The 20,273-nt window shown below is 54.0% G+C and carries 16 protein-coding genes; 6 read left to right on the plus strand and 10 right to left on the minus strand.

Annotated elements, in window-relative coordinates:
- The first annotated feature begins 180 nt into the window (after positions 1–180).
- The 3 genes from ACMGDE_RS01570 to ACMGDE_RS01580 are packed head-to-tail and all read left to right on the plus strand — an operon-like array spanning position 181 to position 6,897.
- Positions 181–3,552 carry a TonB-dependent receptor gene (locus ACMGDE_RS01570; RefSeq protein ID WP_436830993.1) on the plus strand — a complete coding sequence of 1,124 codons (3,372 nt, stop codon included), beginning with the start codon at positions 181–183 and terminating at the stop codon, positions 3,550–3,552.
- Positions 3,553–3,576: 24 nt separating this feature from the next.
- Positions 3,577–5,358 carry a RagB/SusD family nutrient uptake outer membrane protein gene (locus ACMGDE_RS01575; RefSeq protein ID WP_436830994.1) on the plus strand — a complete coding sequence of 594 codons (1,782 nt, stop codon included), beginning with the start codon at positions 3,577–3,579 and terminating at the stop codon, positions 5,356–5,358.
- 36 nt (positions 5,359–5,394) lie between these two features.
- On the plus strand, positions 5,395–6,897 hold the full coding sequence (locus ACMGDE_RS01580) for an alpha-L-fucosidase (protein ID WP_436830995.1): 1,503 nt from the start codon (positions 5,395–5,397) through the stop codon (positions 6,895–6,897).
- Between the two features lie 74 nt (positions 6,898–6,971).
- Here the strand turns inward: ACMGDE_RS01580 and ACMGDE_RS01585 are convergent, their stop codons facing one another.
- The 5 genes from ACMGDE_RS01585 to porW all read right to left on the minus strand — a co-directional run bounded on the left by ACMGDE_RS01585 (position 6,972) and on the right by porW (position 15,034).
- Positions 6,972–7,772 carry a DUF4382 domain-containing protein gene (locus tag ACMGDE_RS01585; protein WP_436830996.1) on the minus strand — a complete coding sequence of 267 codons (801 nt, stop codon included), beginning with the start codon at positions 7,770–7,772 and terminating at the stop codon, positions 6,972–6,974.
- 14 nt (positions 7,773–7,786) lie between these two features.
- Positions 7,787–7,984, minus strand: coding sequence for a quinol oxidase subunit 4 (locus ACMGDE_RS01590; protein WP_436830997.1), 198 nt, complete (start codon positions 7,982–7,984; stop codon positions 7,787–7,789).
- A gap of 117 nt (positions 7,985–8,101) precedes the next feature.
- A complete protein-coding gene (gene uvrC, locus ACMGDE_RS01595) occupies positions 8,102–9,901 on the minus strand; it encodes an excinuclease ABC subunit UvrC (RefSeq protein ID WP_436830998.1) in 1,800 nt (599 codons plus the stop codon).
- Between the two features lie 6 nt (positions 9,902–9,907).
- Positions 9,908–12,154, minus strand: a complete 2,247-nt coding sequence (locus tag ACMGDE_RS01600) for a transglycosylase domain-containing protein (protein ID WP_436830999.1) — start codon at positions 12,152–12,154, stop codon at positions 9,908–9,910.
- Between the two features lie 15 nt (positions 12,155–12,169).
- Positions 12,170–15,034 carry a type IX secretion system periplasmic lipoprotein PorW/SprE gene (porW, locus tag ACMGDE_RS01605; protein ID WP_436831000.1) on the minus strand — a complete coding sequence of 955 codons (2,865 nt, stop codon included), beginning with the start codon at positions 15,032–15,034 and terminating at the stop codon, positions 12,170–12,172.
- 91 nt (positions 15,035–15,125) lie between these two features.
- Between porW and ACMGDE_RS01610 the strand changes: the two genes are divergently transcribed.
- The 3 genes from ACMGDE_RS01610 to ACMGDE_RS01620 are packed head-to-tail and all read left to right on the plus strand — an operon-like array spanning position 15,126 to position 16,703.
- Complete coding sequence (locus tag ACMGDE_RS01610; RefSeq protein WP_436831001.1) at positions 15,126–16,028, plus strand: M23 family metallopeptidase; 903 nt, start codon at positions 15,126–15,128, stop codon at positions 16,026–16,028.
- A 47-nt stretch (positions 16,029–16,075) separates the two neighbouring features.
- A complete protein-coding gene (locus ACMGDE_RS01615; protein ID WP_436831002.1) occupies positions 16,076–16,507 on the plus strand; it encodes a bactofilin family protein in 432 nt (143 codons plus the stop codon).
- On the plus strand, positions 16,479–16,703 hold the full coding sequence (locus tag ACMGDE_RS01620; RefSeq protein ID WP_436831003.1) for an AtpZ/AtpI family protein: 225 nt from the start codon (positions 16,479–16,481) through the stop codon (positions 16,701–16,703). Before ACMGDE_RS01615 ends, ACMGDE_RS01620 begins: the two co-directional genes overlap by 29 nt.
- Before the next feature lie 19 nt (positions 16,704–16,722).
- Here ACMGDE_RS01620 and ACMGDE_RS01625 read toward each other — a convergent pair whose 3' ends face one another.
- The 5 genes from ACMGDE_RS01625 to ACMGDE_RS01645 all read right to left on the minus strand — a co-directional run bounded on the left by ACMGDE_RS01625 (position 16,723) and on the right by ACMGDE_RS01645 (position 20,196).
- On the minus strand, positions 16,723–17,100 hold the full coding sequence (locus ACMGDE_RS01625) for a DUF2784 domain-containing protein (RefSeq protein WP_436831004.1): 378 nt from the start codon (positions 17,098–17,100) through the stop codon (positions 16,723–16,725).
- 317 nt (positions 17,101–17,417) lie between these two features.
- Positions 17,418–18,368, minus strand: coding sequence for a DUF5777 family beta-barrel protein (locus ACMGDE_RS01630; protein ID WP_436831005.1), 951 nt, complete (start codon positions 18,366–18,368; stop codon positions 17,418–17,420).
- Positions 18,369–18,379: 11 nt separating this feature from the next.
- Positions 18,380–18,922: a YceI family protein gene (locus ACMGDE_RS01635; RefSeq protein ID WP_436831006.1), complete on the minus strand. Its 543-nt coding sequence runs from the start codon at positions 18,920–18,922 to the stop codon at positions 18,380–18,382.
- Positions 18,919–19,278, minus strand: a complete 360-nt coding sequence (locus ACMGDE_RS01640; RefSeq protein WP_436831007.1) for a c-type cytochrome — start codon at positions 19,276–19,278, stop codon at positions 18,919–18,921. The genes ACMGDE_RS01635 and ACMGDE_RS01640 overlap by 4 nt, the downstream gene beginning before the upstream one ends.
- A gap of 51 nt (positions 19,279–19,329) precedes the next feature.
- Complete coding sequence (locus ACMGDE_RS01645; protein ID WP_436831008.1) at positions 19,330–20,196, minus strand: COG4315 family predicted lipoprotein; 867 nt, start codon at positions 20,194–20,196, stop codon at positions 19,330–19,332.
- Between the last annotated feature and the right edge of the window lie 77 nt (positions 20,197–20,273).

The raw sequence follows: 20,273 nt of genomic DNA on the forward strand, positions 1-20,273 counted from the left end.
TGACTGAATGATGATCCCATAAACCGCCGGCAATGCCTGATGCATCACCGACGATTGAATTACTATCCTTTTCCGCTCGTGAAGAATTGGCCGTTCCGATGAGCGGAAAGGATGTTCCGTTAAATCTTGAAAAATCTAACAACCAAAAGTATGAAAAAAAGACCAACGCTACTAATCATCATGAGAATTAGCACGTTACAAATACTATTTCTAACCCTGTTGGTTGCCACAGGCTTGGCAAACGACACCCGTGCGCAAGGCGTATTGAAAAAGAGTGCCACGCTAGCGGGAAGCACGCAATCTATCAGCAGTTTGCTGGAGACCATGGAGAAGGCATATGGTGTCACGTTTGTGTACAGCCCTGAGCTGATCCATGCAGAGCAGTCCACCGGATTGCCTACCAGGGAATATACGCTTTCAGAAGCCTTGCAACACGTGTTGGGCCCGTTGCGCATCACCTACGAAGTGGTGGGCAAAAATATCGTCCTCAACCGGATGCGGCCCCTCGCCCAAACGCAAACGGAGGTGCGTGGCCGCGTGCTCGATGCCACCGGAACACCGCTTGCCGGTGTCTCCGTGACGGAAAAAGATACACGCAATGGTGCGGTGACCAACGAGGATGGGGAATTTGCCATGACGGTGAGCGAGGCCACAGCAATATTGCGGTTCAGTTACGTCGGCTATATCACGCAGGAAGTACCCGTCGGCACTGGCCAGCTGGACATTGTGCTCGACGAAGATCTGGCAAGCCTCGAAGAAGTGGTCGTGGTGGGTTTCGGTACGCAGAAAAAGACCCACCTTACCGGCGCTGTGAGCCAGATCACGGCCAAGGAGCTGGAAGCGCGGCCCGTGACCAACATGGGACAGGCCCTGCAAGGGTTGATTCCTAACCTGAACATAACCATCCCCACTGGGAATCCGAATTATACACCTGGGTTGAACGTGCGGGGCGGAACCACCTTTTCGGGTGGGGCCATGGTCAACGGCAGCCCCTTGGTGTTGGTGGACGGCATTGAGATGGACATCAACCAACTAAACCCCGAAGACATCGAGAACGTGTCTGTACTGAAAGACGCCGCATCGGCCGCCATATACGGTGCCCGCGCCGCCTTCGGCGTGATGCTGGTGACCACAAAAAAGGGCACAAAAAACAACCGGGCGCAGGTCACCTATAGCGGATCGGCCCAATGGAACAGGCCCTCGCATGTGCCCAATCAACTCGACGCCTTTACCATTCAGGATGCGGCCATCAAAGCTGTGGAGATGCGAAACGAAACGCCTTCGCAGGATATGTATGACAAACTGGAAGCCATCCGCCTGCACATGGAAAACCCGAGCCAATATCCCAGCTACTTCATGAACGGAGAAGAAATTGTTTGGGTGGGCAATACTCGCCCCTACGAAGAGTCGGTACGCGATGCCTCGCCGTTGCAAAAGCATAACATCAACCTATCCGGCGGTACAGAAAAGACGTCATACTACGCCTCCTTGGGTTACATGGGTCAGGAAGGGTTATACAAGATCAATACCGACAAATACCAGCGTTTCAACGCCCTGCTCAACCTGAACTCGCGGGTCACCGACTGGTTCGATATGGAATACCGCACCTCGTTCAACACCACCACTTATACCGAACCGGTAAACCCCGCGGGAAAAGGGGGATGGTGGGGGGCTATGTCGCAGGAACCTTACCGGAACATCAATATGCCGATCATGACGCCCGCCGACTCGCCTGTGGGCGAAATGTACACGGACAATATCCTGTCTTTCATGGACTACGGTTCCCGGAATGGCGAACGGGAAGAAACGATGATATTGGGTGCATCTCCCATCATCCGGCCGCTCAAGGGATGGAAAATCCAGGCGGACATTACCTATAAACGGTACAGCTTCAACCGTAAACAATCCGTGCCGGAGCTGCTCCGCATTGATAATCGTTGGAATGCACCCACCAATGCGCATACCAATCCGACCTATGTGCAACGTTGGAAGGAGGACTCAGATCATTACCTGATCAACGCGTATACCGACTATACATTTTCGCTGAAGGAGGCGCATAACTTTTACGGGCTGGCTGGCTTCAGCCAGGAGTGGTACGTATATGACTATCTTGGCGGACGGGGCGAGGGTATCCTGAGCCCGAGCATCCCCGTCATTCAGCAGACCCTGGGCAATGAATATGCCTATGATTCCGAATCCCATTGGGCTATCCGGAGCGGGTTCTATCGCTTCAACTATGACTATAAGGGCAAGTACCTGTTTGAGTCCAACGGGCGGTACGATGGCTCATCGCGTTTTCCCAAAGACCGTCGTTTCAAGCTCTTCCCGGGGGTATCGGCCGGTTGGCGCATTAGCGAAGAAAACTTCTTCGCTGGCATTAAGCATGTGGTCAACGATCTTAAATTCAGCGCCTCCTACGGTAGTCTGGGAAACCAGAATGTATCATACTATATTTACATTCCCACCTACGGATCGATCGCCCAGGTGCAGCATATTTTTAGCGATTTCCGGCCCTTGGGTATCACCCCTCCCGGACTGGTGGATGCCGACCTGACCTGGGAAACGGCCACCACGCTCAATTTCCGGACGGATATGACGCTGTTCAACCGGCTCGGCGTGACATTCGACTGGTATCACCGCAAGACCACGGATATTCTCATCGCTGGCGATAAATTGCCGGCCGTGCTGGGTGCCGCTGCGCCTACCAGAAACTCCGGCATTATGAGCACCAAGGGCTTCGAGATCGAGGCAAAGTGGCGTGACGCCCTTGATAACGGATTCCGGTATGATGTTGCGTTCAACGTGGGTGACGCCATGAGTGAAGTGGTCTCCTTTGACGGCAACCCCAATAACTTGTTGAATTCGCTGTATGTAGGACAAAAGGCAGGCGAGCTATGGGGGTATGAAACCTATGGCCTCTTCCAGAGTCAGGAAGAAATCGACGGCGCACCCAGTCAGAATAAGCTGAACTCGGGCGTTTGGTATCCAGGCGATGTCCGCTTTGTGGACCTGAATGGCGACGAGGAGATCAGCTCCGGAGCCAGTACCCTAGCCGATCCGGGTGATCGCCGCATCATCGGCAACTCCACGCCGCGTTTCCGGTTCGGTCTCAACATGAATGCTGCGTGGAAAAACTTCGACGTCAACGTGTTCTTCCAAGGGGTGGGCAAGCGCGATTACTGGATCGGCAGCAACCTACTCTGGGGTGCCACAAACGGCGGGGTCGGCACGTGGGAAATCTACGATCAATCGTGGACACCCGAGCGCACCAATGCTTTCTACCCGGCCTATGGCGGCAAATCGACCAACGTCACGACGCAAACCCGCTACTTACAGAACGCGGCCTACATCCGGATGAAAAACCTGTCCATCGGCTACACACTGCCCGAATCGTTGAGCCGCAAAGCGAGCATCAGCAGGGCCCGGCTGTATGCCGCGGGGTTGAATCTCTGGGAATATACCAAGGTACCCGAGGTATTCGATCCCGAGATGATGAGCGCCGATTATCCGATGCTCCGGTCACTGTCACTGGGATTGCATGTAACTTTTTAAGTGATAACCATCAAACATTCAGCAATGAAATCATTCAAGCTATTCATCATAAGTCTTTCGACGCTAATGGGCGTCTCGTGTAATAACGACTTCCTCGAACGTTACCCACTGGATCAGGTAAACGATCAGAATTTCTGGCGGTCTGAGCAAGACCTCGAATTATTCAACAACAACTTCTACGCCACATACATCCAAGGATTCGGCTATGACTGGCAGGATGGCCGTGTCCAACCTTATGACTATAATGTGGCTACTATTGTCTACGGTGATGTCATCACGGACAATGCGGCGCCGAACGCTTACTCGAGAGTGGCCGCCAATCAATATAACGGCCATATCTCGGGCGGCAGTGGCAGCGGGGGTTGGGGCTGGGGCAATGTTCGCTCCCTCAATTATTTCCTGGAAAACTACCGGCGCGGCGATGTTCCCGAAGACGTCCAAAACCTGTACGCCGGTGAGGTGCATTTTTTCAAAGCGTTTGAATATTTCGAGAAGGTCAAGCTGTTCGGCGATGTCCCCTGGATCAGCAAGGTGCTCCAAACGGATTCGCCGGAGCTGCTAGCGCCACGGACGCCGCGGGCCGAGGTGATCGATTCCATTCTGGTCTCCCTAGATAAGGCCATCGAGTGGCTCCCCGCCAAAGGAGCCGAAAAATCGGGCCGGATCAATAAAGACGTCGCCTACCACCTCAAGGCCAGGGTATGCCTGTATGAGGGTACCCGGCGCAAGTACCACCCCGAGATGGGTCTCGATGGCACCGAATTGCTCCGGCAGTGCGCGGCCAGCTGCGAATACCTCATGGGGCAAGGCTATGCCCTGTATTCCACAGGTGATACAGCTTCAGACTACAATAGCCTCTTTGCACAATACAGCTATGCGGGAAATCCAGAGGTCATCCTGTGGAAGGAATACTCAGCCGCGTTGAACCTCGGGGCTGCCTTCAGCCGGTACTATGCGCAAAACCTACGTCATCAACATGGTGCTACGCGGAGCCTGGTAGATGAGTACCTCTGCATCGACGGACTACCCATCTCCAGCAGCCCGTTGTATTTGGGTGATGATTCCATCCAGGTGGAATTGCAGAATCGCGACCCTCGCCTCCCGCAGACCATCTGCAATTTTGGGGAGTATGCGCTGGCATCGCATGTGTCAGGCTCGGGCAATGCGCCGAAACCCAATATCCCCGGGCTCAGCGGCAACAAATGCCCGACAGGCTATCGCGTAGCCAAGTGGTTCTTGGATGATCCGGCCGATTGGGATCGTGTCACCTTGGGTGAGCAGGCTGCTGTCGTCTACCGGTATGCTGAGGTGTTGCTCAACTATGCTGAAGCTAAATATGAGCTCGGCGAGGGTACGCAAGATGTGATTGACCGAACGATCAACTTGATCCGTGCCCGTACCGGCATGCCTGCCCTTGATATTGCCAATATCGCCGCCGACCCCACGCTCGACCAGCAGTATACACAGTATTGCGACTATGTGCCCTCGCCTCTCCTGCGCGAGATCCGTCGGGAGCGCAGGATCGAATTTGCATTCGAAAACTTCCGCTGGGATGACCTCATGCGCTGGAAAGCCGGGCGCTTCCTGGAAATTCCCGTTGAGGGCATCACATTTGTACAGGAGCAATTTCCCGCTGTACGGGTTGGGCAGGATGTCTTCCTCAGTGAAGATGGGCGCATCATGCCGTATTTTCAGACCTTGCCCGATGGGCGGATATTTGATGACCGTCAATATCTTTTCCCCATTCCAGTTGAAGATTTGGTGTTGAACACGAATCTTGTACAGAACCCGGGCTGGGAGCAATGAGTTGAACCCACAATGGACAATCAAAAAAAACGAATGATGAATACGATTTTAACATACACGCTGACGGGGGTCTTTGCCCTAGCCCTGCACCACGGTGCCGAGGCGCAATGGACCGGCCCCAAGCAGAAACCCACCGAGCTGAAGGAAATCGAATATGGCCCCCTCACGCCGCCGCACCGCACCGACCCACAGATGGAGGCCTTCCGCAGCTATGGCCTGGGGCAGTTTATCCACTGGGGGGTGTATGCGATCCCGGGCAACGAGTGGGAGGGCGTGAGCGCCCGCAGCGGGGCGGCGGCCTCCGAGTGGATACGGGCCTGGCGGGGACCCAATGCGCCGGAAAACTGGACCACCATCTACGATAACCTTTACAAGCAGTTCAACCCCAAGGATTTCGACGCCCAACGATGGGCCCGGCAGGCAAAAGAAATGGGTGCCCGGTACCTGATCTTCACCACGAAACACCACGATGGTTTTGCGCTTTGGCCCACGAAATATTCCGACTACAACGTCACGAAGTCGCCGTACCAAAAGGATATTGTAAAGGAGGTGGTCGATGCTTATACGGCAGCGGGGATAGACGTGTACCTATATTTCTCTGTGATGGAGTGGAACAACCCAGACTACATGGGTAAGGCTCCGGAGACGGACGCGGAGAAGAAGCGGTTCGACCGCTTCCTCCAGTATACGCGCAATCAACTGCTGGAACTGCTGGAAAACTATCCGAAGATCAAGGGATTCTGGTTTGATGGTACATGGGATCGATCCTGGATACAGGCTTATGAGTTTACCTACGCGCTGGAAAAAGAGCTGCGCGAGAAACATCCCGGATTGATCATCGGCTCGCGCTTCCGCAATGACGAATACGGGAAGCGCCACTTCGACAGCAACGGACGCCTGCTGGGCGACTACGAGCAGGGCTGGGAACGCAAGCTGCCGGGTGCCTTCGAATGGCTGGACGGCAACGACTGGGACGCGGTCATGACCATTCCGCCCAACGGGTGGGGCTACATGAAAGACTGGTCTGGTCTGTACACCAAGACCACTGATGACCTGCTCGACATGCTCATGCATACGGTATCGATGAATGGCAATTTTGTACTCAACTTCGGCCCCGATGGACAGGGCAACATGCACCCCGGCGAGGATAAACTGGCGACAGAAATCGGTCAATGGATGAAGGAAAACGGGGAAGCCGTCTACGGCGTACGGCATGCCGGCCTCGCCCCTTCCAAGCTGGGCTACTTCACCCGGAGGGCAGACACCCTTTACCTCACCGTGTTCAACCGGCCGGTAAACAACATCGTGCGCATAGCCGTACCCAAGAAATCGGCCGAGGTACCCCTCGCCGCCGAATTGCTGGCCGATGGACAACGTCTGGAAGTGACGCACTCGGACATCGGGCTGGACCTGGACAAGCATACTTACTACGATGTGCGCTTGCCGAGAGCGCTGCAGGCGGAGCGCGCATTTGTGATCCGGATGAAGCTGGGGGCGCCGCAGGCAGAGTCCGGAAACCTCATGGATGCCAAGATGTGAGCACGCCAGTACAACCTAAAATGGAAAGTCCCCGGAGCAATCCGGGGACTTTCCATCGCCTGACAATCAGATTATTATTCTCCCGTATTGGCTGTCAACGTAATGGTTCCGAGGTCTGAAATGATACCGAACCGAACCGGCACATCCGGAATCGTATCCGCCGCTAAACCCGCGGTAGAATCCGGCTCGGCGATCACGGTGTAGTCCCCTTCGGTCAAACCGGATAACAAAAAGAAGCCTTCCGCATTCGGGATCGCACTGGCCGTATCCGTTTCGCTGATGGCATAGATGACAGGATTGGCCGACATCGGCTCCACGATGCCCCGGATCCGGCCATTCGTCAGTTCTGTGAACACCCGCACCACCGGTTTCAGCATATACGAGCCGTTGCCGGTTTCCACAATGGATCGGGCCGCATCAACGTCTGCCCAAATCGTGTAAGACCCATCGGGTATGAGCTCTTGGTGCACGTTGAACTTCAGTCCGCTCTGCTCTCCGGATGGAACTTCCAATGGATACTCGGTTCCATCGACCACGATGGAATTGTCTTCGCCCAATACAAACCGCACCTGCGACAGGACTCCCGCGGGAAGCGTGGCGCGGGCAATCAAGGTATCCACGCCATTCCTAAGTGTCAGTAAATCATAAACGCCCGGAACAACTGCTTCAACGGTCGTCCATCCGACTTCATTGGTATGGAATTCCACCGCTTGGATATCCAGGTACAATGCGTCGAACGCGCCCGGTGCGTCCGTCAGCCGTAGGTCCAGTTTGGCGCTTCCATTATCAACAGATCCGCTTTTACTACATGCACCAAAGAATCCAATGGCACATGCCCATGCCAACAAGGGCAAAACATGTCGCTTTTTCATCATTTTACAGTTAATTATTATTTATTGTATTGGTTAAACAAAAACGCTTTCTTCTTCTTTTGCCCTGGCGCGTGTTCACGCGCAGATTTCTTTCCCGTGATCTTTTTGGCTTGCCCTGGAGGCACCTTGCCGCTTCGGCCAGCGGTATGCACGGCACAGGATCCCAACCAAAGCACCGTAAGGCTGAGCGTTAACATCGTCAGTAATCTTTTCATCGTCGTATAATAATAGGTCCATCCATTCTCAGATAGCTGGAATACCTATTCAAAAAGCCTGCCTTAATACTAATACCTTGAAAAACTGTAGGTTGGGTTGATTAAGAAGTGTATACTTTAGGAGACATGGAAATACTCCCTCACCGCCTTGACTTGCTTATCGCTGAGTACATGCCGTAGCTCGTCTTCAGACGCGTCTTGTATCTTTTTGACCGATTTAAAGGTCTTCAGCAGTTTCTCGGCGGAGGTCTTGCCGATACCGGGGATGTTCTCCAGTTCGGTACGGAATGTCTGTAGGCTGCGCTGCTTGCGGTGAAAGGTAATGCCGAACCGGTGAGCTTCATCGCGCAGGTGCTGGATGACCTTCAACGTCTCGGACTTCTTATCCAAGTACAATGGATACTGATCACCGGGATAAAACAATTCTTCCAGCCGCTTGGCAATGCCGATGACGGTCACCTGTTTATCGATACCCAATAGTTTCAGGCTTTTCAGGGCCGAAGAGAGTTGCCCTTTGCCCCCGTCGATGATGATGAGCTGCGGGAGGGTTTCCCCCTCATCCAGGAGCCGCCGGTATCGCCGGTGCACCGCCTCCTCCATGGTGGCGAAATCGTTGGGGCCTTCTACGGTCTTGACATTGAAATGCCGGTAGTCTTTCTTGGATGGCTTGGCATCCTTGAACACCACCACCGCCGACACGGGGTATTTGCCCTGGAAATTGGAATTATCGAAACATTCGATGTGCTGCGGCAGTACGTTCATCCGCAGGTCTTTTTGCATCTGGGTGAGGATGCGCTCGGCTTTGAGCTCAGGGTTTAGCTTTTCGTACTGGTTGAGCCGCTCTTTTTTGAAATACAAGGCGTTCTTGAGCGATAAGTCAAGCAGGTTTTTCTTTTCGCCCAGCTTGGGCACAGTGAATTTCAGGTTGTCTGCCTCGATGTTGATGGGAAACGGGACAATGATTTCCCCGGAGGTGCTGTTGAACCGGCTCCTGATCTCGGGAATGGCCAGGGTCAGCAGTTCGGCATCGGGCTCATCAAGGCGTTTCTTCAGCTCAACGGTCTGGGTCTGGATGATCACGCCATTCATCACCTTTAGGTAGTTGACGAAGGCATGACTTTGGTCGGCTGCAATGCTGAAGACATCGACGTTGGTGATGGAGGAATTGACTACGGTAGACTTGCTCTGGTAACGGTCCAGGAGGTCAAGCTTGTTCTTCAGGTGATGGGCATATTCAAAACTCAGGTCGGCCACCGCCCGCTCCAGTTGACCCTTCAGGCGCCGGATGACCACCCCAATCTTGCCATTGAGGATGTCGCGGATATCATCAAGGCTCTGCTCGTAGTCTTCCTCCGTCTGATAGCCCTCACAAGGGCCCTTGCAATTGCCGATCTGATATTCGAGGCAGACTTTGAATTTGCCCTTGCTGATGTTTTCCGGTGTGAGGGCGAGGTTGCAGGTGCGCAATGGATACAGTTCGCGGATGGTATCCATGATGGCGTGCATCATGCCCACGGAAGCATAAGGACCAAAATACCTCGAGCCATCCTTGATGTATCTGCGGGTCGGGAAGACCCGGGGGAAGCGTTCGTTTTTGATCACGATCCATGGGTAGGTCTTGTCATCCTTGAGCATGACGTTGTACCGGGGCTGATGCTTTTTGATCAGGCTATTCTCCAGCAGCCAGGCATCGATTTCCGTATCGACGAGGGTAAACGTGATGCGGTTGATCTTGCGCACCAGCACACGGGTTTTACCGTTGAGCAGGTTGGTTTTGACGAAATAGGAGCTTACCCGGTTCTTGAGGTCCTTGGCCTTGCCGATGTACATGAGCGTCCCTTCCGCGTCCCAGTACTGGTACACCCCCGGACGATGCGGTATCGCTTCAAGCGCCTTACGGTAGTCAAACTCGGTCATTTTCAATCAAAACCCAAGCCGATCATCAAGCTTTTCTTCTTCCTCCCCGTAGAACTGCTGATATTTACTGCAATCCAATTCGCGTGTAAGACCGCCCTCCGGCAAGGGAAAATCACCTTTCGAATATTTCAGGGACGCATCGGCATATACTTTCTGCATATACAATGCGAATACCGGCAAGGCTGCTTGCGCGCCTTGACCTTCGGCCATCGAATAGAAGCTGATACCGCGGTCTTCGGCGCCTGTCCATACGCCGCTGACCAGCTCGGGGGTAATGCCGATGAACCAAGCGTCCGCATTGTCGTTGGTGGTACCGGTTTTACCGCCGATGGGATTGGTGAGGTTATACCGGAACCGTATGCGTCCGCCGGATCCTCCATCCACTACACTCTTGAGCATATCCACCATGATGTAGGCGCTTTCGCTGTTCAATACCTTGGTCACCCGGGGTGCTTTCTCGTAGATGGGCATGCCGTTTTTATCCTCGATACGCAAGATGTAGGTCGGTTCTACCCATACGCCATGATTGACAAAGGCGGAATAGGCTCCCACCATGTCGTATACCGAGGCTTCGTAAGCCCCCAGCGCAATGGATGGATATTCCGGCACCTCGGAGGTAATACCCATCTTCTTGGTGAGTGTGGCCACGGGCCTCGCGCCTACTTCGTCGATCATATAGGCCGTGGCAAAGTTCTGTGAATTGGCCAGCGCCCGGCGCAGGGTGATCGGACTGCCGATCGATTCGCCGCGGGGTGACCAGGCATACTGGCCGCTGCCCACCGTCAGCGGCACGTTCGGCACCTGCAGGCATGGTGAGTAGCCATTGTCGATGGCGGCGGCATAGGTAAACGGCTTGGCCGTCGATCCGACCTGCCGGGTACCCATCTTGACCTGATCGTATTTGTAATGTTCGAAATTGATGCCCCCTACCCATGCGCGCACATAGCCTGTATGCGGCTCCATGGACATGAAGGAGTTCCGTAGGATCAGCTTGTTGTAGCGGATGGAATCCATCGGCGTCATGGTGGTATCCCGGTTTCCCTGCCAGGTAAAAATGGTCATCGGTACCGGCGTATTGAAGTCCTTCTGGATCTCTTCCGCCGTTTTGCCAGCCTGCTTGAGCACCCGGTAGCGGTCTGAGCGCTTCATGCCCGTCTCCAGCAACTTGGCCTTGTCGCCGCGGAATGGATCGCGGCTTTTCCATTGCTTGTCGAAGTTAGCTTGAATGGTTTTCATCCATTCTTTTTGCGCCTCTTCGGCATAGCGCTGCATCTTCGAGTTGATGGTCGTATAGATCCGCAGCCCGTCCCGGTCCAGGTCCCATGGCGTACCGTCGGCCTTGGTGATCGACAATTCGGCAAACTGCTGCTGGATTTCGCGCTTCAATACGGCCCGGAAATAAGGTGCAAGCCCCTCGCCGTAATCCGATATGAAGCGCATATCCTTCACCAACGGCGTCTTCATCAGTTTTTCCGATTCCTCACGGGTGATAAAGCCTTCCCTCCGCATGTTATCGATCACCTGATTGCGGCGCCGGATGGCATTCTGCGGATAACGCACGGGGGAGTAAATGCCCGGACCTTTGAGCATGCCCACCAGCAGGGCCGCCTGCTGTACATTCAGCTTATCCGGCGTGGTGTTGAAATACGTGCGCGCAGCCGATTTAATGCCATACGTATTATAAGCACCGAAATCGACCGTATTAAAATACATCGTGATAATCTCCTCTTTGGTGTAGTTGCGCTCTAAGCGCACGGCCGTGATCCATTCCTGGAATTTCTGGATAACTCGCTTGCCGGTATTGCGTGCGCGCCCTTCGGAAAACAGGTTGAGCGCCAGCTGCTGGGTGATGGTACTCGCCCCCTGACGGTTCCCGATCAAGTTATAGAAAATGATCGTGAACGTACGCCGGTAATCGATGCCCGAGTGCCGGTGGAAACGTTTATCTTCGGTCGCAATAAGCGCCTGCACCAAATGAGGCGACAATTCGTCATACCGCACATTGGAGCGATTTTGTACAAAATAGGTGCCCAATACCACGCCGTCATCAGCGATCACCTCCGATGCCAGGTTGCTTTTGGGGTTTTCCAGGTCGCGGAAGGTCGGTAGTTTTCCGAAAAGCCCCATTCCGACACTGAAAATGAATAAAAAGCCCAATAGGATCAGGCCAAGTAGAATCTTCCAAAATTTGCTGGTATATCGGTTGATTTCTTCTTTTGTTAATGTCGTATTCTTCGTTGTCTGTTTTTTCATTGTCGTCCTTATTCCCTACTCCCTGCTCCGGTCGCGCTGTTCCTGATAAATGGCATAGTAGTCGTCTACTTTATCAAAATCAGATAACGTGCCAAAATTAGTTTCGGTGATCACAAATGTGTTATAGAGGTCCGCCGGTATCTTCATAATGTCGGGTAACAGCGGCAATATGCCCTCCTCGTAGCGCCGGGCATCGTCATAATTATCGAACGGTCCGATGTATACCAATTGCGCCTCATCAGCCACCATCTTGAGCTGGTGACTAATACCGCTCCCCGTATACCGGGTGCGGTTGAACTGCCCGATGCCGAATCGGGAAGGCGCCAGGTTAACGCGCCCATTCATCACATTGACGACCACATAGTAAGTCGCCGAATCGGGAAGCAGTTCCAGGTCACGGTAGACATTGGGGCCGATTTCGCCAACTTCGGCGATCCCGGCGAGCTGCTGTCCTGCCAAATCCTGCACATTGCCCAGGGCACGCCCTCCCTGAATACCCGTCTGCCCGGCGGCGCCGACGGCCAATTGCCGGCGCGGCCGCGGTGGCTCCGCGCCGCGGTTGATGACCAGTTGCGGCCACAGCGTCATCGTCGGTTCATCGACAAAACGTGCTCTGTTTTCGTCCATCGCCTGCAGGGCATACATCCGGGTAGCCAGGGAATCCCGATTGGCGGCGATATAGGCCAGGTGCTGGTTCGCCAACGGCGTGATCAAGCTATCCTCGGGAAAGTCCTTCGTGATCTGCAACAGCGCCTGTTCGAAAGTGTCCAGCGTAGATGTCCTGCCCCATGCGAGCGCCCGCAGATAGGCCAGCTGGCTCAGTGTCTGCGCCCGGCCCTGCCCCTCGCTGAGGATGTGCGTCACGGCGGCGATCACCTCCGGATACTGCTGTCGCGTATATTGCATATACACCTTTTCGTAAGCCTGATCCAGCACCTGCTTCTGCTCCTCAAGCTTGGCTAAGTATGCCGGATCGAGGATGACCCGGCTATAAAGTGCATCCGGGTGTTCGCGCAGCAATAGCTCGCGGTAATGTGCCGCCCGCTCTTCATTCACATCGACGTACAGCCGATAGAGGTTGTAATACATCAGCGCGGCATCTTTCGTGTCGGGATACCGCGCCAACAACGCCTCATAGGTCTTGGCGGCCGCTGGATTATCGCGGAGCTCATCGCGGTACATATTCCCGATGCGGATCAGCGCCTCATGGATTTGGCTGTGCGAAGCCGCCAGTTCTGCTTCGGTATCCGGCAATTCGCTTAAATAGTGCTCCCGGAACTGCTGTGCCCATGATGCGCTATCCGGCGCGATGCTGTCTGGCTGTTGGGCAACCGATGCTCCGGCAACCGCCACGGTATCGGCAGTTGCCTGTGCACCCGCCATATCAGTAAACCGCCAATTGTCACGGAGCTGGCGGTTGCCCCACCGGCGCCTGAACTCGGCCTGCCCCATGCCCATGGCATCCGGATTGTTGAAATAAAATCGGTTGTCGGTAAGCGTCTCCGTAGGCTGCGGCAAAAAATCATCGAATGATGAACGCTGGGCAGATCTGCTGGCGGATTGCTGTTTTTTCTCCTTGGCTGCAAATACCTGGGCATACGTGCGGGCAACGATGCTGTCGACTTCCGTTTCACGCTGGGCCTCACCAAGTCCGGCCAGGTATTGCAAGCTATCCTGGTGCGCCACCACTTGCAGCTGTGCAATCAGGTCATCCAAATTGGCGATTTTGCGCTGTACGGCCCCCGCATCGGGAAAATCGGGCGGCAGCGTCATTCCCACGCTGTCATAGTAAAGCTTTGCCGTTTGATAGTCCGCTTCTCCGAAATAATGATCGGCTATTTTCAAGTAGGTCAGTGCCGTCTGGTACCGGTTGGCGCCTTGCTGCCGCAGGGCCAAATCGTAGTTGGCCAACGCTTCCGACAACTGACTGTCCGCATAAAACACCTCGGCGATATGGAAATAGATCTGGTCTTTAAAATCCTTATTTTTCCCATCGCGGAGCATGCGGCGGAGGAGGCCGATGCGGTCTGCCCCCGAGGGGTTCTCCGCCGTTGCCAAAAACACCCGGTTCAGCCCTGCGTGGAATGACATCTCATAGGGCGCATTGCTCCTCACCACACGGCTGTAGTGGTCATATGCCTCTTCCGTGCGCCCGTTTTTCTGAAGCAGCTGCCCCAGCAGGAAATGCCACCGCAACCGAGCGGGTCTATGCTTGGTATGGTCGATGGCTTGCAGCAGCATCGTAATCGCCGATTCCTCGTCATGCATCAGGAGGTAATGCTTCGCCTGCGCGGCAAAGGCCAGTCCGGCGGACTGCTTTTCCGACTCCAAACCCGTGAATGCCGTGTCCAATACCAGTCCCGCTTCGGTAAGATTGCCCAGCTGCATCAGCGAACGCGCCTTCCATACCAATGCCGCTTGCCGGTATGCAGGCATGTCGGCAAAGGTGTTGGCTAAGTAGGTGAAAAACTCCACCGCATTATAATAATTCCCTTTCAGGTAATTCGCTTTACCGGTCAATAGGTACGCTTCGTTAATGTATTTGCTCTTGGTTTTCTTATTGATGATGTCCAATGCCTTGCCGATCACCGAATCCATCAATGGGGTATTGGACGAAGCGCTGGTCTCCGTAGGCTCCACCAGCACGGGAAGCAGTTGCTGATAATTGTCTCGATGGGCCTCAAAATTCTCGCGCTCGGCATCCGCGATGATCTTGCGGCCATGATAAACGATATTGTAACGGGCCGTCAGGTTTTCCATCATATCGTAGTTCGCTTCACCTTCTTGCTTTTTGTTTGCCGCACAAGCGGCAATCGTGCCCGCCATCAATGCCAAAAGCATGAAGCGAAAGAACGGAGGGATATGAATGTCACGTTTCAATACCGCGATTTCTTAGTGAATGCCCAATATAAAATAAATATCTTTGCTGGGGAATACACCTGCAAAAATATCATTTATTTTGATACCTCGCATGGAAAGGAGGAACACGTTGGCTAAACAGCAAAACAAACTTTCAAAGGCGCTCAATGCCCGCTATAAGGTGATTATTCTTCACGAAGACACCTTCGAGGAGAAAGCCGCTTTCACCGGCAAGCTTTGGTATTGGATGACCGGAACGGTCTCCGCTGCGGTGGTGCTGGTAATGTTGACGGTCGTGCTTATCCGGTCTACCTCCTTGCGCGAGTACGTCATCGGCAACTCCCTAAGCCGGTACGACCGCATCCAGCTCGTCGAAGCCTACGCGCGGATCGACTCCATGGAGCAGGTAGCACAGGCCCACGAGGTCTACCTCAACAATCTCCGGCAGGTCATCACTGGACAGGCAGGGGAGACCCTGGAAGAAGCCGCCAGGCAACGGGCCGCCGAAGAAAACACGGCATCGGAATCCGCATCGGTTTCGGATACCGGACTCTCGGCGGATGAACTGGCCCTCCGCGAGTTGGTCGAATCCGGCGCACCGTATGACCTGTCCGAAAATCAGGGCAGTACCCGCACGGGCATTTCGTCTTACACGTTCTATAGCCCGATTGAAGGCATCATCAGTTCGCATTTCAGTGCCCGCGAAGAACATTATGCGGTAGACATCGCTGTGAAGCAAAACGAACCGGTGCGCGCCACGTTGAGCGGGCACGTGGTGTTTGCCTCCTATACACCTGAAACCGGGTATGTTGTGATCCTGCAACACGGCAATAATTTGTTATCGCTTTACAAACATTGCGCGTCAATTATCAAAAAAGTTGGTAGCTTTGTACGTGGTGGGGAAGTTGTCGCCTTCGCGGGCGACACAGGAGAGTTGAGTACCGGTCCGCACCTCCATTTCGAGCTGTGGTACAACGGCAGTCCTGTAAATCCCACAGATTACGTTGCTTTTTGAAAATACCTTTTGAAAAACACCCTACGTTATACCTAAGCAGTACCGACATGTTTGTAAACAAAAAAACCGAAAAACTACAGGAACAACGGGAAAACGGCTTCAATCTGATCGCCTATGGAACGGAAATCACAGGCGACATCAGCACCTCCGGCGACCTGCGCATCGATGGCCAAATCCTCGGCAATGTCAGTTGCACCGCCAAATTGGTCATCGGCGAAAGCGGCGACATCAAAGGCAACATCAACTGCTATTCCGGCGAGATCTCGGGAACCGTCCTCGGACAGATTGTTGCCAAAGAAATGCTGCAGCTCAACCGTTCGGCCTCGATCAAAGGCGACATCGAAGCCACCCGTTTCATCGTTGAAGACGGCGCCTCCATCAACGGCAGGTGCACCACCAACAAAAGCCTGAGTTTGCCCAGCCACCTGCCCGAAGTGAAGCTTATCACCTATGAAAAACCCCAAGCGCTCACCGAATAACGCGCTGGGTAAATATGCCTATTTGAGCGGCGTAGGATTCCAGATGATTGCCATTATCGGTGTATTCACGTACATTGGTCACCGCATCGATGAATCACGCCATGCGGCGACACCGCTGTGGACCGCACTGTTTGCCTTCTTTGGCGTATGCATCAGCATCTACACGGTGATACGGGCTGTAATCAAAAGGCAATAAGACGCGGGGCAAACGCCGGTTATTGCTGCTTTTTCCATCTTATTATGTTCAGATAGACAGAAAGCAGCGCAACGGCTGCAAAACTCACGGCTGTCACCATATCAATCGTGGACGCGCTGATGTCAGCGCCCGTCAGGTGATCTGCCTGGTACTTAATAAATGAATTGGGAAGGTTTTCTTCCCCTAATTCAGCTTTTACCTGCCATTGCCAGTCCGTGATGGGGCAATAACCGATCCCAAACCATATGCCGAGTAACAGCCACGAAGCCGCCGTAAGCAATACGCTGTATAGGTGTAACCTACGCGTGGACGGCCATATCCATCCCAGCAGGTTGAAGCCAATGATTACCAGATGCAACAGCGAAAAAAAGACGTCAAGCAACCTCAGTCCTATCATAATACTCAAAGATACGACATTATTGGTCGCTCGCCGCGACTAGGCTTGGTACTTTTGCGATCAAAAGTACCCAAAAATCGCCGCTGTACCCAGCTGCTACGGTCGGTAGTGCATCCCATTGCGTACCGCAGCTGGCTAAGGCGGCATTTTCAGCAATACGGGGATCTCTGCGAGCATTCAACAGCGGACAGCCCTATATTATCGCTGGAGCCGGCCAGGCCTGGGGGATACCGCTACCGTGATTCAGGCGGTTGCAGAGACAACCTAGGAATTGGGAGCAACGCGAACCGATTCCAGTTGTCGAGCAATCGCCTGAATCACAATGTAAACCGTCTCGAAATCGTAAACCCCCACCTGAACTGCCCCTTGCCCCATGATGAGGTAGTTTCCGGGATATACTGTATCTCCTGGATAGCGGTGGCGTTGGTAAAATTGAGGTTGAATACATGACCGCCCGTTTCGATCTCCAAGCCCACCCCCAAGGGATTGTATAACGCTGTGATGGCATCTGCATACCGCTCCTTGCTTGCCGTCGTGCGGAATGGCAGAAAATAATCCATCACTAGCGCCATACGCCTGCTCACCTTCAACCTTCCCCCTATCCCCACAGCAAACAGGTCTTCTTGATCATCGTAATAGGCCGTCGTATTCCGGCGAATGTATGTAGGATGCACCGCCACAGACAGTCGGTCGCCGAATTTACGGGCGAGGATGAGCTGCACAGCGGCATTGAACCGGTCCGAAAACTGCCGGTAGGATATCGCCTCATCATCATTCTCCTGGTCCGCCCCCACTCCGGGGATGACCACGCTGGTATATAGCGTCATCGACAGCGGAATCTTTCCGTCCACCGTCTGCCGCAGGAACCGATACTTCACATTGGCCTCATATAGCTGCGTCACCCGGGTAGTGCCCTTGGCCCGCGCGATCCCTACATTCAAATCGTCCGTAAGGCCATACTCAAAACCGATCCGGATGTCGGTGGAGTTGTCCAGCCCAAAGAAATTCTTGGCGCCGCCATTGGCCCCCGCGATGTCACCAAAGCGGTGGTCGACCTTGAAATCGAGCTCACGCTTGTGAATGGTTTCGGTGGATTGGCTGTTGATGATGCGCGTGGTTTTAAACGTCGCTTCCACGGCTTCGCGCTTGTGGGTACTATCGCCAGCCAAAGCGGCTTCTAAATCGGTCTGCGCCGATAGGGAACCGCATGCGGCCAATATCGCCGCAAACGTCAGGATCGGATATTTACTAATTATTGCTATACACATAAGATACTGGTTTACTGCCGCTGATAGGTTGAAGAAACTTCTACGTCCACCACCTCCGCAATATTCTTGATGACCACGCGCGGTATCTTGACATCATGATCGGCCAGTCGCACCTTGAATTTGGCATGGGCAGATACTGTTGTTCCGGCGATTTTAATAGTGGCCTGGGTGGTATAAGGCTTCTTCACACCGTGTATGGTCAACTGCCCGGCCACGGTCACCCGGTGGGTGCCGTCGGCGCCCCAGTCGACGGATTCGTTGATCTTGCCACTGTACACGGCCTCGGGAAATTTGTCGCTCTCCAGGTAGTTTTCGTTGAAGTGTTCCTGCATCAGCCGTTTCTCAAATACAAACGATTTGATGGGCACCTTAAAGGCGATTTCATTGGTTTTGGTCTGGAGAGCCGAACTGGCCTTTTGCGTGACGGCGGCGATGTTTTCCAGGGGTGCTTCCGAAAAAAAGGAGATGCGGCTCTGCCGATCGACCAAGATGTCCTGTGCCTCCGCACGGAAGCACAGGAACATCACGAAAAACCAAACCAGATGTCTTTTCATTGCGGCGCTCCCTTTTCAACCCATGCCGCCAGCAATTGCAGTTCGCGGGCAGATAAGCTTCCGTTCTGGGGCATGATCCGGCGGACCACCACCGCATCGTTGATGCGCGCCAGGTTGTCTCTCACGGAACCATACCCCGAAAAGACCCATTGCGACGTACCGGCTCCGGAGCCGGTATGGCAGCTGCTGCACCGAGTTTGGAACAGTCCGTCCACAAAATTGGTATAGGTCACATTGTCCACCGTTACTTCATCTCCGTCGGGTGGTTCCGGAGCCGGGTCGTCATCTTTTCCGCATCCGCCAAAAGCAAGCACCAGCGTGCCGAGCAACATTGTTTTCCATACGTGTCGTTTCATGTCGTTATTCGTTAATAGTTAGTAATTGTGCAAAAAATAGCCTTCCGCCGACTAAGGTGCGGGGGCTTCTGGTGCGTCCGGACCGAGCACGGGCCAAACGCCTACTGCCGGAAAATCGATCCCCTTGGTTTCGCCGCGAACGGCATCCTGCCCGAAATAGTAAAGCGGCCAGCCTTTGTAGGTCAATTGGGTGCGGCCATGCATCGTGATCTCGGCCAGGTCGTCCGCGTCGATTATTGAGGGCACGGATTGAGGACCAGACTCATATATCGGCCATACGCCGTTATTGCTGAAGTCGGGGTTCGTGAAATTGTTGATGTTATACCGATCGTTCCGGAATCCATATAACGTGCGCCCATACGCATCGACGAGGTATGGTGTCAGCTCTTCACCCGGCGTCAGATCGGCTTTATAGGCCGTTCCATCACCGCCCACCAGCTGGTGCCGCACGAGCATCACCGAATAATCCGGTTTGGCCACAAACCAGTTCCCTCCCACGCCGTCACCCGTGACTTCACCCGGTGTACCACCATCGCCCGAATAGTAATACAGGGGCCAACCTTTATAGGTGCTTTGCATCGTGCCATCCTCCCAAGTAATGGTACCCACATCTTCGCTGTCGATGCCTTCCGCAGGCGCATCGCTATGGTATACGGGCCACAGCGACAAGCAATTGCCGGTACATGCCGAATTGCCGTCGGCATCGCGCGCGAAGAAGTAAAGTGCGTGCCCTTCTCCGTCGGTCAGCACCTGCCCGTAGGTTGCATGGGTTTGTAAGCGGATACCGGCCGTTTCGGGTTCCGGTTGGGGCTCGTCATCGTTGCAAGCCAAGGTGAATAAGCAAACCGCTGCGGTTGCCCATCCTATTCGTCCAGTAGAAAGAATGCTCATCTTCGTTGTTTTTGGTAAGTCGTTCATGGGGATTACGTAAAAAAAAGGCGATGGGTTGCCTTGGTCGACCGGATAAAAAAAATATTTCTCAAAGGCAACCTTTG

Origin of the sequence: Parapedobacter brassicae, from assembly GCF_051400755.1 — a bacterium.
Lineage (GTDB): Bacteria > Bacteroidota > Bacteroidia > Sphingobacteriales > Sphingobacteriaceae > Parapedobacter.